Origin of the sequence: Kitasatospora mediocidica KCTC 9733 (assembly GCF_000744225.1) — a bacterium.
GTDB classification, from domain to species: Bacteria; Actinomycetota; Actinomycetes; order Streptomycetales; family Streptomycetaceae; genus Kitasatospora; species Kitasatospora mediocidica.
The window spans coordinates 890,251-903,872 of the sequence record NZ_JQLN01000006.1 but is presented as its reverse complement, the minus strand read 5'-3'; the positions used below and the strand labels follow the sequence as shown (position 1 = coordinate 903,872).

The window sequence follows — 13,622 nt, the reverse complement described above, 5'->3', positions numbered from 1 at the left end:
ACCAGCCCTCCTCACCGGGGAACGGCCGAGCACGGTACCCGGGTCCGCATCGAGACGACCAGGCGGAAGGCGACAGTGGCCGTGGGAATCCGCGACATGATCCTCGTAGTGGACGAACACGACGACGTCTCCCACACACGAGCGGCCCTCCAGGTGCACTGCCCCGCCGAAGGGCGCATCACTGTGCAGCCCACCCCTGCCAGCGGCGCCCCCGCCGCCCTCGCCCACGACGTCCTCTACGCCCTCGGCAAGCGCCTGACCCCGGGGCCGGACTCCCCCGACGTGTGGATGGACTCAGTGGACACGGCCTGGTTGGCGGCAGCGGCATGGAGCACCGTGGCCGGCATGAGGGACACCGTAGTCACCCGCGCGCACCTGCTGACCGCACGCCGACTGGATCAGCTGCTCGCCTGGCAGGACAAGGCCGGGATCCGGCTGACACTGCTGTGGCAGGCTAGCCCCCGGCGCATCCCGCCCCGGCTGACCGACGCCGCACGCCGAACAGACGGCCTGCGCCACCTCACCGCGCTGCTCACCAGACCGGGCCCCTTCCCCTCACTCCCGCGCCCGCCCCGATCAGCGCCTGCCGCGGCGGCGGCCGGCACCGCCCTACCGGACTGGGACCGCCAGCACCCACGCCCACAATCCAGCAGGCCCCCGATCGCACCGCGCATCCGCGCCCACTGTCCAGGGGCCACCGCAGCCGCACAACGGGTCTGTCCCGCATCCGCGTTCGGCGTCACACCCGAGACCGTAGCCGCCCTGACTGTTCTCGCCCACCCTCTCATCGCCGGCGCCCTCACCGTCCTCTCGCTCACCCGCAGCACCATCGTCGGACTGCGGTCCGTACGCGACATCGACATCAGCGGTGACATCTCTGCGATCAGGACACACGGCCCCGGGCACCGCCAGTGCAGCCTGCACACCGTGCCAACATGGGCACGCCCGCTGCTCGCCGGCGCCCGCACCCACCATCGCCTGACTGCCCGCCGCGTCGAGGACAGCCTCTTCGATCCTGTGATGGCCGCCGAGTCGCGGCACCTACGCACACACGCCGAACGGCTCCTCGGGCAAGCCAGGGCTTCACCGGAGGGGGCATGACGGCCTTCCGAGGCCGGACAGAAGGGCCGCTTCCAACAGATCCGGGAGTGCGGGCAGGACCTCGTCGTACATGGTCTCCTGCTCGCAACCCTCGCCTCCAGTCCGGGCGATCTCTCCGGCCAGGTCTCGCAGGGCCGGCAGGGCTTCCTGGGCGAGCTGGATCGCCAGTTCGCGGTTGCCCGCGAGCTTTTCCGGAGGCTGGAAGTATTTGACACCGGCGCGGTAGAGGTCGACGGTCATGGCAACCGGAATGACGGGCCGTGCGACGCGGTCGGCGAGGTTGCTGACGATGCGGATGCCGTGGGCGTCGAGGTCGCCCCATGCCACGAGAGGGAGCCCGTCGAGGGTGCGCAGGAGTTCGATGAGGCCGTTGGTCGCGTAGCCCTTGCCCCAGATGCACAGCCAGGTGTCAGTGATCTCGGGGACCTTGCAGATCTGTTCGAAGGTGTCCTCGTTCTCGACGATGAAGACGCCTCGGGCGTCGCAGGAGATCATGCCGAGGGCGTGGACGCCGCGGGCGGGGAGGGCGAGCCAGGGGTCGCAGGCTGCTGTGTCGGCGATGACGGTGCCGACGCGCCACTGGAGAGGGCCACGGATGCGCAGGTCAGTGTCGGCTTTGTCGACGGCTTGGTCGAAGGGGACGCCGATGAGGTTGGAGAAGGCCTGCTGCCGTGCGGGGGTCCACGTGCTCTTGGTGTCGCGCAGGCTGCGGCCGGCGAGTTCCTTCGCGGTGATCTTACGGGGTTGGCCCTGGGCGGGCCACCAGGTGCTGGCAGCCCGGACAGCGAGTTCGTAGACGCGCCAGTCCTCGGCGCGGGTGGCTGTCCCCTCGGGGACCTTCAGGACACGGCCGGGTGGCGTGTTGGCCAGCAGCTCGTACTCGGTGGCGAGTTCGGGGATGCCGCACATCAGGTCGAGCAGTTCGCGATGGAGGTCTTCTGGGCGGGATCGGCCCTTGAGTTCAGCGAGTTTGTCCTCGGCGAGTTCGGCCCATGAGTGCGTCAGGGTCCAGGAGCGGGGGCTGTAGCCGGTGACGTTGACGACGTCGCAGCGCAGGATGACGGCGCCGCAGCGGATGAGTTCGACGGTGGTCTGCCAGGCGTTGTCTCCGAGGTCGGCCTCGATGGTGGACCAGCGCTTGGTGCTCTTTGTCTCCAGGACTTTGGCCAGTTGCCGGGGCGTCAGGGTGGAGGGTGGGTCGTACGGGCTGACCGGGTGGTCGGCGACGAGGTCGACCTGGCGGGGGTTGACGCGTTGTTTGCGGTCCTTGGGGACGCGTATGTGGATGATGTCGTCGCCGTCCTTGACGACGCGGGGCAGGGTGACCGCGGTGATACCTGGGGGCAGGTCGCGCAGCGGTACGGTTTCGCGGCCGTGTGCTTCGCCGATGAGGAGCGCAGGGCGGTGGGCTGGGTCAGGCATGGGCGCGTCCTGCGGTGATCCAGTCTTCGGTGAGTTGGGTGCGTTCGCCGTTGCTGTCGAAAGCCCAGACGCTGGTGGGCTGGTTGGTGATGTCGGCGGCTGATGCGTGGGTGAACCACAGCAGTTCGCCGCAGACGTCTGCGGCGTCGGCCAGGACGCTGTCCTGGCAGGTGCCGAGGATGGTCAGGTGCTGGTCCCGGGCGACGTCGCGCAGGGCTGCGAGCACGTCTTTCCGGTTGGTCTCGCCGAGGCTGTTGCCGAGTTCGTCGAGGATGAGCACGCGTCCGCGGCTCTGATTGTCGGCGAGGAGGGCCGCGAGGACGAGCTGGATGGCGTGCACCTTGACCTGGGCGCTGTTGGCGTTCTCCCGGTAGGAGACGTATCCGCCGTTGCGGGAGCGCTTCCAGCGCGGGGTGACCTGCCAGTGCCAGTCGCCGGCTCCTTGCGGGCGGACGCTGTGGTGTTCGAGCCTAGCTCCATAGCCTTCGCTGCCCAGGTCGAGGTCGTTGAAGGCCGCGCCGATCTGGGTGAAGAGGCCCTCGAGGTGATTTTCGATCATGTCCTGGAGGGTCTCCAGTGTGTTCTTGCTCGTGGCAACGCCTTCGGTGAGTTCGTCGATCGCCTGTCCCCGGGTCCGGCGGTCGCGGGTGATGCGTGCCGCCGCCACCTCGTCCTGATCTCGGTGACCGGCCAGGCGGTTCTCCAGCGGGTAGGCCGCGTCGGTGTATGAGCGCAACGGCAGTTCCCCGGGATCAGCCTCGGCCAGAGACCGCGTCGCTTTCTCGCCTTCGCGCAGGTCTTCGCCCACGTCCGCGCCCGGAGCGCCGTCGACACCGTAATGCTCGTAGGCGCGGCGCAGCGCGTACTCGGCCTGTCGGCGAAGCGCGGCGGGCCGAGCGGCTTGGGCCTGGTCGGGCAGGCCGGCGAGTTGGCGTATCGCCGCATCCAGTGTTTGGCCCCACAGGTTCTGCCATTGCGGTGCGGCTGCCCTGGCGCGCTGGCGTTCGAGGGCGGTGATCGTGGCGCGGCGGTCTCTGAGTTCCTTTTTGGCAGCGTCCAGTTCGAGTTTGGCGGTGGTGAGGCGCTGCTCGTGGCCATGCTGTTCGCCCCAGGCGTGCTGCCAGACTTCCTGGAGTTCTTCCTCGGTTCGCTTGGCTTCGACGAGTCGGTCGTTGGTCTTGTCGATGTCTGCCTGGAGCCGCTTCTCCTCTGCTTTCAGTTGGGCGAGCTTCTCGGCGGCTTGGGCTGCCGTGTGCTGCGTTTGGGCCAGGGTGACGCCGGCGGCGGCGGCTTTGAGGGCGTTGGCGGCCTCTGTTACCCGTGTCTTGGCTTCGGCGAGTTGTCGGTGTGCCTGCTGCAGCCGGGTTGCGCGTCCGGCCAGCGGGGTGGTGAAGCCGCCTGTGACGGTCAGGGCCAGTGCCTGGTCGTGGACGTCGGCACCGTCGGCCGTGGGGGCGAAGCGCTCCTGAAGGGCTGTCAGGAACCGTGCCAGGTTCAGGTTGCTGCGGATTCCCTCGGGCAGTGGTTCCCGCTTGGGGTCGCAGATGACGATCTGGGTTCCGGGCAGGGCGGTGTGCAGGTGCGCTCGGGCCCTGTCCTCGTGGTGGGGCTGGACCACGACGGCGTCGTTCCAGGGGGCGAGGCGAGGCTCCCACAGGGGACGGGCGGTCTCGTCCAGGTCGATTTGGTCGAGCAGGCCGTGGCCGAGGATGCCGTGGTCGCTGAGCAGGTCGATGGCGCGGCCGGCGGTCCCGCTGCGGCCTTGCTCGACGTCGTTCAGGTGCGTCTCGGCGAGGGTGACGGCGGCCTCGGCGGCCTCGTGTGTCTGTTCCGCCTTGATGTGATCGCGCTGGCTCAGTTGAAAGCGATCGGCGGTGGTGGTCGTGTCGCTTCCGTCCCAGTCGTGGGTCTGGGGCAGAAGGGTGGAGCGCTCTTCGAGCAGCATCGCGTGTCGGGTCTTCAACTCGGTCAGCTTTTGCGCGAGTTCGCTGTCGAGCTGCTGAGCGTTTGACCAGTTCTGCTTGGCCTGGCGTTCCTTGTCGGCGAGGTCGGTCGCCGACCTGAGCGTGCTCACGCGGTCGTCGGCTTCCTGTACGGCGGCCGCGGCGGTCTCGGAAGCTTCCTCTGCTACTCGGATATCCGCGGCGAGGCTCTCGTCGAGAGCGTATGCCTCGCGGTAGGAGGCCGCGAGGTAGCGCTGCCACGCCGCACGGCCGGCTTCGAGGCTGTCGAGGGAGGCTTGACGGGCTCGTACTGCACCCAGCACCTGCTCTTCAATGAGCCGTTGCTTGTCATGCTCTGCCTGGGCGTTCTCGAGGTTGATCAGGTTTTCCAGTGCCTGGCCGCGCAGGCTGTACTCCTCGTCCAGCAGATGGCTCATGCCGGACAGAGCGATCAGGGACCGGCCGATGTCCTTGGGTTCCATCTCCGTCAGCTGCTGGCTGAGCAGCGAGGGGGCGGGTGGGCGCAGGGCGGTATCGAGGTAGGTGAGGCAGCGGGGGGCCGTGCCATAGAGCGTGTCGGCCATGGCGCGGGCGGAGAGCTGTTGGCGTGTGACCAGTGCGCGCCACAGGTCGTCGGCCTGGATGCTGCGTTCGTGGTCGGTGGCGGCGTCGGCGAGGTGTAGGCCTTCGGTCCAGTTAGCCTGCAGGTAGGGCGCGGTGGTGGCGATGCGGATCCACACGGTCATGGGGTCGGCGGCGGGGTCGGCAGGGTGGGCGAAGACGCCGACGATGTAGCCGTGGTCAACCGGCGATGCCCGGTGGGTCTGGTCGACTCCGGCGGCGTCGGGGTGGAACAGGATGCCGCTGGCGGGTCGTCCCCCGTTGGTGTCCAGGCGCCATTGTGGATCGGCCAGCAGCAGTGAGACGGCGATGAGGAAGCTGGTCTTCCCAGACCCGTTGGAGTCCTCCTTGGGGCCGAGGCCGGAGACCGCGATGAATGTCTCGGGGACGATTGGGACGGGGTGCGAGGTAAGCCTGGCGATGTCGAAGGTCTGCACGGCGACGAGTTGGCGGTCGCCGACGAGGCCCCGCGGCAGGTCCGAGGCGGGCGGGGTGGTCATGGCGTCTCCCGTGTCTCACGGTCGAGGGCGGTAGCTGGCGATGCCGGGCGGGGGGCTCGCCGGCGCCGAATCGACTCGGCGAGGGGGCCGGCGGGGTCGGCCAGCAGGATGAGCTCTTCGAACAGCTCACTGCCCGCCGATTTCGTCAGGCGCAGGAACTGGTGGCCCAGGACGTAGCCGGCCTTCGTGTGGCGGACTAGGTCCGCGTCGGCCAGTCGCTGCAGAGCGCTGGTGACGACTCCGTCGGGCACCCGGCTGTCTTTCAGCTCCTGCACGGACACGGGCGTGCCGCGGGTCCAGGGTTGGTCGGGCAAGGTGGTGCCCGCGGCCTGGGGAATGGCGACGCTGTGGAGCAGGACCAGGGTGAGGACGGCGCGGTCGTCGCGCGGCAGGATGCCGATGCCTTCGTGTACCAGACGCTGCCTGATGTCGTCGTCGTAGCCGGATAGGTAGCCGCCGCTAACGGCGAGCAGGGTACGTCCGGACGCGGCCAGGACCTGTTCCACGACGACCCTCAGCGCAGTCTCCGCGAGGGCGCGGTAGTGGGCGGGGCGCACTGGCAGTCGGGCGGTCTCCACGGCACAGACCGCGGCGCGTACGTCCGCCCGTCGGTTGTGGGGCAGCGCGTCCAGCGACGGTACGTCCACCGGGTCACTCCTTCCCCAGGCCCGGGCCGGGCAGGACGTCGTAACCGCTGCGGAGTTCGGCGATGTCGCGCTCGGACCACAGCGCGGCCATGGGGCCGAGGCGGATCGTGCCGTCGCCCTCGTCCGAGGCGAGGTAGCCGCAGGCGCGCAGGAAACGTACGGCGGCGAGGAAATGCGAGGCGCGGCCCAGTGCTGCGATGCCTTCCCTGGCGGCGAGGGTGTCGTGGAGCGGGACCAGAGTGGTGATGATGTCGTCCTGTCTGGCGGCCTGCCCCGGGTACAGGGGCTGACTGCGGTCGGGCCAGCAATGGCGGATACAGGCAGCAAGGGTGACCAACCGGAAAGCCGAGGCGGTGCGGCGGACATCGCTGTCGTCCAGCCAGCCGTTGGCGGGTTCGACGTCGGGGCTGAAGGCGAGCATCAGTTCACTGGCTCCTCCCGCGGTGATGACGTCGGTGAGGCGGCGTTCCACATCGTCGACGGCGCAGCGCAGCTGGGCGAGTTCTGCGCGATCGGCCGGGACAGGAAAGGTACGCAGCACCCGGGCACGCGCCAGCTGGTAGCGGTGGTCGTTCACGAGGGCTCCGCCGATGTGGTCTCGGTGTCGTCGTCGTGGTCGTGCATGTCCTGGAGGCCGTCGGGAACCCGGTAGACGGCCATGGGTGAGGCGTAGGTGACCGGGCCGGAGGGGTCCACCACCACTTGCCGGGAGATGGCGAGCATGAACGGCAGGGCCGGGTCGGCCGCGGCACGCAGCAGGTCGACGACATGTCGGACCGCAGCCCGCCAGGGCAGGGCCCGCAGTTCCTCGGTGAGGTCGGCTTCTGCCCTACCTCCCATGAGCAGAGTTACTGCGGCTTCGCGCCGCTCCCGCGCGCGGGCGGCCCTGGCCCGCGCGGTCTCGACCGGATCCGGACCCGGTGGCCGTGCGGGAGGCCGTGGCAGGCGCTGCCGCGGCGGCGGGGCCGGTGGTCAGCAGCGGCGGTGAGAACCTGGCCGACGGTGATGTCGACACGGGGCGGGTCGAAGACAGTCGCAGCGAACACACTCGCCAGCGCGTCGATCGGAGCGCGTCGGGCAGCGGTCACATACTGCTCGGGCAGCAGCATGCTGAAGTCACGACGGGTGGTGGCCTGTCGCATGAGACGGTCATGGAACTCCTGGACGGCCGCCGTGTAGCGCAGCGCCTCCTGGATCAGGCGAGTGCCGGCCGGGCGCAGCGCAGGGTAGCGCTCGGCGATGGCGTGGACGACGTGCTTCGCCTCATGGATCGAGGCGGCGTGGGCGTGGTGGTGGCGTTGTCCGAACAGTTCCTCGATTGGCCTGGTCCGGACGAGTTGCAGCAGGTGGTTGGTGTAGTTCGCCAGGCTGCGCCGAACTTTGGCGATCTTCGTGGCGAGGTCCGCCTCGGTCAGGGAGCCGTTCAGGATGCCTTCATGGGTCCGGTCCAGAAGCATCGTGATCTCGTGGACTCCACCGGCCTCCCGCAGCCGCTCGTAGACCAGCAACGCTGCGCCGCTGGTGGGGTTGAAGACGTAACGCTGATCATGAGCCTTGCGGCGCAGCGGCTCGAGCAACTGGAGCTTGGTGAAGACGTGGAAGCGTGCATCGAACTCGCCGGTGGAGGCTACCGACGCGCAGGCCTGGGCGATCTCCGCACGGCTGAGACCGTTCTCGGAGCCGGAGTCACCGAACACGTCACGGATCGCCTCCGCGATGCGCAACGCTACCGGATCGCCGGTCACCGCCCCGGCCGTGGCAGCCACTGGCGCCACGAACGGCGGTATGTGCTGAAGACCATCAACGCTGTCCTCCTGCTGAGCGGAGAACAGATCAGGCTGATCCGACAAACGCCCCCCACACTCCCCCTACCACGGACCGATCGACCAAGCATGACTTACGACGGCGTCAACACTCCCGGAAACGAGTCAACTTGTACTCGATCGACCGCAAGCGACCCCTCCCTTGAGCCCGCACGGCCATCGCGATCTCCAGGCGCCCGGACCGCATATACCGGCCAGCAGGCGGTCATCAACACCCACACGCGCTCTCGTCATCGTGGTGGCTAGAACCACCGTTCATGGCCGCCGGACCGCCAGAGATCGCCTTCACCCGGTCGACGAAATCGACCGGCAGGACGACAAGGCCGGGCCCCGCGCCCCTGGATCAGGTTGTCCTGGCAGCCGACGTCCGAGCCGGCGGCCGCCAAACATTCCAGGTCGCGGCTGGCGCGGAGACCTGTTCGGTCACTGAAGCCGCCAACAGGCGAACCACCTTGTCAACGGCCAGAGATCAGCATAGGTGCACCTTTGAGCGTCAGAGGTGATGAACGAACTCGTCGGGGAACACCTTCCCGCAGGCAACGCAGAGCGGAACACGGGCACCAGGCTTTGCCGCCCGTTCGGCAAAGAGAACCACAGTGGTATCCGAGCAGTCAGGACAGTCAACGATCCATTCCCGCCCGGCCTCGGGCTCCTCGTAGGAGCTCAGACCCAACACAACGTCGACATAGAACACCGCGAAGTTGGCGAAGTCCCTCGTCGGCGGCTTCTCCCCGCAGAAGTGGCAAACCAGTGGGGCGATCCCCACGACCAGAGCAAACTGGCCGCAATCGGCACACTGCACGGTTCGCTCCGCGTAGGGAGCCAGGCCCGGCCGCAAGCGATCCATACGCACCTTGATCAGGCTGCGGATGTTGGCGAGCCGCTCGATGATGTAGTACTCCCCTTCCCCTGCGTACATGAGGTCGAGGCCGGTCAAGCCAGGCATGAGGTGTTCGCGGAGGAAGACCAGGAGGAAGTCGAGAATGCTGGCAGCACGCGCTTCGACGGCCGGAGCCGGTGCGGTCATGCCATAGTGCTGAAGGGCGTTGCGCCACTTGGCCAGGTGCTTGAGCTCGTCAACGGCCTTCTGAGGGAGGCTCAACCCCGCGATACTGCCGAGCCGAACTATCGTCTCGGCAACTCCACAGCTCTCGAAGTCACCGCTCTCGAATCGCGTTCGGTCAGCACGGCCTGGATCCTTGAAGACCAGGCTCCAGTGCTCCTGGAGCAGACGCGCCTTCAAGAGAACCTCAGCTGCAGCCTGCAGATGCAAGATCGCGTACTTCAAGTCACGCGGCTTTGGCTCGCCAGAGAGATGCTCCACCACGCTGTCCAGGTAGTCCATCGCGTTGGCGACCGGTGGGTACTCCACGTGAGCAGGCCCACTCGGCGGCATCTGAGTCATGGCCGGAGACTATCCCGAGAGGCGAGACCACGACGCACGCCAACAGGAGCAGCAGGCCCTCAAAGGCTCTGACCAGCACAGACTCCTTTCCCGTCATAGCGGTCTGCGCCAGAATGGCATGATCCTTCGTCATTCATGTCAGCGATGAATAAGCACCTCCTACCAGCGCAGATCACGAGGTCGCTGGGCCCATTCCACTGACACGCAGTTGACGATACGCAACTGACACTCCCCTGCAGACCATCACTCGATGCTCTGAGTGAGGTCGTCGATGTGGCCGAGCACGGTCTCGCAGCGGACGCGGCTGGTGCTCTCGGCGATGGCTGCTGTCTCCGACCGTTCGGTGGCGGCGGCGAGGTCCGCGTCGGCGGCCTGCTCGTCTGCCGGATCCGCGGCTGCGGCCTCCACGAGATCGGGGTCCGTGAGTGTCGCCTCGTGCGTGGCCTGGGCTGTCCGCCATGATTCCAACTTGGTTTCCATTGAGGCGAGTTCGGCACTGTTGGCGATGGCGCGGCGGGCGTCGTCGAGGGTGGTGAACCCTGCGGCTGCGGTCTCGGCCTGGGCTGCCCGGGCGGCGCGGGCCAGGTTCTCCGCAGCCACTGCCGTTTGCTGGATCGCCGTCCGCGCCAAGGCGATCGCCTCCGCCTCGGCGGTGAGTTCGGCGCTGCGGGCGGCGATCGTCGAGGATCCGGCCAAGGCGTCGGCCAGGCGGTGGGTGAGGACTTCCTGCTCGGTGCTCTGGGTCTCCTGGCGGCCGAGGTAGTCGCCGATCCGTCGGTCCAGGCCGGTGAGTTCGGTTGTCCGGGTTTTACGTGTCTCGTCGAAGGTGTGCAGTTCCTCGGTGGCGGGCACGGCGTCTGCGGCGGCGGCCAGGAGGTCCTTGCGGGTCTGCCGGGCGGCGCGGTGACGCTGCTGCAGGTCGGCGGCCGTCTGCCCGTCGGCCAGGTCCTGGGCGGAGGCTGCCTCGGCCGTGAGCCGGGTGAGGTCCTGTTCGGCGTCCTTGCAGGCTTGGTCGGCCTGCTGGTAAGCCTCCTCCGCGCAGGCCTCGTCCTCCCTGCTCGGGTGGTCGGCGGTGGTGGTCGCGGGTCGGGGGTGGACGGGTGAACCGCAGACCAGGCAGGGTTCTTGAGGGCGCAGTCGGCCGGCGAGTTCGCCGGCCATTCCGTCGATGCGCCGGTCTCGGATCTCGCGCGCGTGCGTCGCGCTGCGGATGACAGCTTCTTTGAGCCGGTCGACGTCGCCCTGGACCCTGGCAACGTCGTTGGCGAGTTCGTCGCGTCGGCGGGCTGCGGCGAGTTGTTGCTCGAGGGGCGGCAGGGTGGCGGCGATTTGCTCGGCCTGGGTCTGGGCCAGGTGGGCCTGGTCGATCCGCGCGGTGCACTCGGCGCGTCGAGCGTCTGCCTGGTCCAGCCAGTCGGTGATCTCGTCGTGGTCGGCCTGCGCCTGGTCCAAGTCGGCCTCAAGCTTGGCGAGGGAGGCTGCCAGTTCGTCGGAGCGCTGTTCGTCGTGGCGCAGGGCGTCGAGGCGGCCGAGGTCGTTCTTCAGCTGGTTCTCGGCGGCGGTGAGGTCCTCGTCGGTGTCGTCGCGCTGTGGGTGGGGCAGTCGTGTCCTGGCCTCGGTTTCGGCGCGGCGGGCCGCCTGGTGGTCCCGCTCCGCGTCATTGAGGGCCTGGATGAGGGGCTGGACCCGCTCGGCACGGCGACCGCGTTCCAGGGCCGCCTGCAGGTTCTCGAAGGCCGGGGCCTGGGCCCGCAGGGCTGTGAGGGCTTCGCTGGCGGCGCGGTGGCGCAGCTGGCGCTCTGCCAGGGTTCGGACCTGTGCAGCTCGGGTTTCCCTGGTGCTGTGGTGCGCTCGGGCGTCCTGCAGTGCGGCGCTGGCCTCTTGATGGGATTGGTCGGCGCGGTGGTGCACCGCCTGCGCCCAGGTAAGTGCGGTGGGGTGGGTGGTGTCGATGCTGTCCTCGGTGGGGGCTTGTTCCTCGGCCGAGTCGGTGATCAGGGTGCCGGCGGTGCCCTGGATCCGGTCGATGTCGCGCAGGAGGGCTTTGCGGGCGTCGTCGCAGCGCTGGCCGGTCTCTTTGGCGTGGTCGGTGAGCCAGCGTGCGATGTCGCGGAAGCGGTGGGTGCCGAAGAGGCGTCCCAGGATGTTGGCGCGGTCCTCGGCCTTGGCTCGCAGGAATCGTGCGAAGTCGCCCTGCGGGAGCAGGACGACTTGGCAGAACTGCTCGCGGTTCATGCCCAGCAGGGCTTCGATTTCGCGGGCGACTTCTTGGTGGGCGGCGCTGACAGGCTTCCAGACGGGTCGGCCGAGGCTGTCGTCGCCGTGCCGTTCCTCCAGGCCGGCTTTGGCCTGCGTCTGTGTGGTGCCGTTTCCGTCACGCCGGGCCCGTTCCTGCTGGGGGGTGCGCGTGATCCTCAGGCGGCGCCCCGCCATGCTGAACTCCAGCTCGACCTGGGTGGGCGTGGCTGGGTCGGCGTGGTGGCTGCGCAGCGCCGTCTGGTGTCTCTCCCCCCGGTACGTTGCCGTAGAGGGCGTAGCAGACGGCGTCGAAGATGGTGGACTTTCCCGCGCCGGTGGCGCCGTGCAGGAGGAACAGCCCTCCTTGGGAGAGCGTGTCGAAATCGATGGTCTGCCGGGTGCGGAAGGGGCCGAAGGCCTGCAGGGTGAGGGTGTGCAGGCGCATCAGCGGGCTTCCTTCACGGTGTCGTTGCGGCGGGTGGCCTCGACCGCCCGGCGTAGGAGGTCCTGTTCGGCGGGGGTGGGGGCGTGGCCGCCTCGGACGTGGTCGACGAAACCGGCGGTGATCTCGAGTTCGGTGCGGTGGCGGGTGCGTTCGGTGTAGGTGGCACTGTGTGGGGGGCCGCCGTCCTCGGGGGCGAAGGTGAGCTGAACGGTGCGAGGGAAACGGGTGCGCAAGCGTTGATGGGGCGCTGCGGGTCGGTCAGGATGACGTGCAGCCACGCATCGCGCAGGTGTTCGTGCCGGTGGTCCTTCAGGAGGTCGTCGAGGTGCCCCGTGAGGGTGTTCAAGGCCCGGGGGCGGGGGCAGGGAACGGCTTCGATGGTGATGTTGGCGTCGGCGTCGAGGTCCACGAGCCAGGTGGTCTTGGCGTAGCCGGCTTCGGAGAAGGAGTAGGCGAGGGGGGAACCGCTGTAGCGGATGCGGTCGGTGACTTTCTGCGGGCGGTGGAGGTGGCCGAGGGCGACGTAGTCGATGCCCTCGAAGACGGCGGCGGGGACGGTGGGGATGCCGCCGGCGGTGATGTCGCGCTCGCTGTCGCTGGTGCGGCCGCCGGTGACGAAGGCGTGGGCGAGGACGACGGAGCGGGTGCCTGCGGGGCGAGTGGCGAGGTCGGCGCGGACGCGGTCCATCGCGGCGCCCAGGACGGCCTCGTGGGTGGGTTTGTCGGCTGCCATCTCCTCACGGGTCAGGAACGGTTCGAGGTAGGGCAGGCCGTAGAACGCGACGGGTCCGTGCTCGTCGTGCAGCACCGCGGGTGTGTGGCAGGTGGCGGGATCGGTGCGCAGGTGGATGCCGGCTCGTTCGATCAGGCGGGACGTGACGCCCAGGCGCTGGGGTGAGTCGTGGTTGCCGCTGATCATGATGACGGGGACCTGGAGATCGGCCAGGCTGTTGAGCGCGTGGTCGAAGAGGGCGACGGCGTCCAAGGACGGGATGGCCCGGTCGTAGATGTCGCCAGCGACGAGGACCGCGTCCACCTCCCGCTCCTGGACGACGGTCAGCAGGTGTTCGAGGAAGGCGCGCTGGGCGTCGACGAGGGACTCTCGGTAGAACGTCCGTCCGAGATGCCAGTCCGAGGTGTGGAGCAATCGCATGGTCGCTGACCGTAACCGTTCGAGTGTGGTGTGCGGGCCGACTTCGGCGTTTTGGTCCGCAACGGTGATCTGTGGAAATCACGGGAGGCCAGGGGCGGCGTACCGCCGCCAGCAGGTGAGTGAGCGGCGGGCGCGAGGGCAGGAGATTGTCAGTGCGGCGGGAAAGAATAAGGCCAGAGAGGGGGAGAGATGACTTCCGAGCAAGGCTCTTTGCGTAGCGGTTTTCCCGCTCCGAACGGGTGCCGGTGGTGCGGAATCGACGAGCGGGTCCACGCACGGCAGTGGGTGGTGGAGGCAGGCTGGCACGCCTGGGCCTCCCCCACC

General features: G+C 68.6%; 10 protein-coding genes and 1 pseudogene. 1 reads left to right on the top strand and 10 read right to left on the bottom strand.

Features of this window, described 5'->3' with window-relative positions; translation table 11 throughout:
- Positions 1-96 precede the first annotated feature (96 nt).
- A complete protein-coding gene (locus tag BS80_RS38265; RefSeq protein ID WP_157536686.1) occupies positions 97-1,101 on the top strand; it encodes a hypothetical protein in 1,005 nt (334 codons plus the stop codon).
- On the opposite strand, the gene BS80_RS30375 is transcribed toward BS80_RS38265, so the two are convergent.
- The 10 genes and pseudogenes from BS80_RS30375 to BS80_RS30340 form a co-directional block, all read right to left on the bottom strand.
- Entirely contained in the window at positions 1,084-2,523 is a 1,440-nt protein-coding gene (locus BS80_RS30375; RefSeq protein WP_035803979.1) for a Wadjet anti-phage system protein JetD domain-containing protein, read from the bottom strand. The two genes, BS80_RS38265 and BS80_RS30375, sit on opposite strands and share 18 nt — an antisense overlap.
- On the bottom strand, positions 2,516-5,587 hold the full coding sequence (locus tag BS80_RS30370; RefSeq protein WP_035803978.1) for a coiled-coil domain-containing protein: 3,072 nt from the start codon (positions 5,585-5,587) through the stop codon (positions 2,516-2,518). Before BS80_RS30370 ends, BS80_RS30375 begins: the two co-directional genes overlap by 8 nt.
- Positions 5,584-6,234, bottom strand: a complete 651-nt coding sequence (locus BS80_RS30365) for a hypothetical protein (RefSeq protein ID WP_051967383.1) — start codon at positions 6,232-6,234, stop codon at positions 5,584-5,586. The genes BS80_RS30370 and BS80_RS30365 overlap by 4 nt, the downstream gene beginning before the upstream one ends.
- 4 nt (positions 6,235-6,238) lie before the next feature.
- Positions 6,239-6,811, bottom strand: a complete 573-nt coding sequence (locus BS80_RS30360; RefSeq protein WP_035791283.1) for a hypothetical protein — start codon at positions 6,809-6,811, stop codon at positions 6,239-6,241.
- Positions 6,808-7,074, bottom strand: a complete 267-nt coding sequence (locus tag BS80_RS43205) for a hypothetical protein (RefSeq protein ID WP_063772103.1) — start codon at positions 7,072-7,074, stop codon at positions 6,808-6,810. The genes BS80_RS30360 and BS80_RS43205 overlap by 4 nt, the downstream gene beginning before the upstream one ends.
- An 8-nt stretch (positions 7,075-7,082) precedes the next feature.
- A complete protein-coding gene (locus tag BS80_RS30355; protein ID WP_232246702.1) occupies positions 7,083-8,084 on the bottom strand; it encodes a hypothetical protein in 1,002 nt (333 codons plus the stop codon).
- Between the two features lie 466 nt (positions 8,085-8,550).
- Positions 8,551-9,462 carry a hypothetical protein gene (locus BS80_RS30350; RefSeq protein WP_157535673.1) on the bottom strand — a complete coding sequence of 304 codons (912 nt, stop codon included), beginning with the start codon at positions 9,460-9,462 and terminating at the stop codon, positions 8,551-8,553.
- Between the two features lie 243 nt (positions 9,463-9,705).
- Positions 9,706-11,895 (bottom strand): sbcc family protein, encoded by a 2,190-nt coding sequence (locus BS80_RS30345; RefSeq protein ID WP_051967382.1) that lies wholly within the window; start codon positions 11,893-11,895, stop codon positions 9,706-9,708.
- Positions 11,837-12,145, bottom strand: a complete 309-nt coding sequence (locus tag BS80_RS44185; protein WP_083975546.1) for an AAA family ATPase — start codon at positions 12,143-12,145, stop codon at positions 11,837-11,839. The genes BS80_RS30345 and BS80_RS44185 overlap by 59 nt, the downstream gene beginning before the upstream one ends.
- Positions 12,145-13,298: pseudogene (locus BS80_RS30340) on the bottom strand (exonuclease SbcCD subunit D). Before BS80_RS30340 ends, BS80_RS44185 begins: the two are co-directional and overlap by 1 nt.
- Positions 13,299-13,622: the final 324 nt, after the last annotated feature.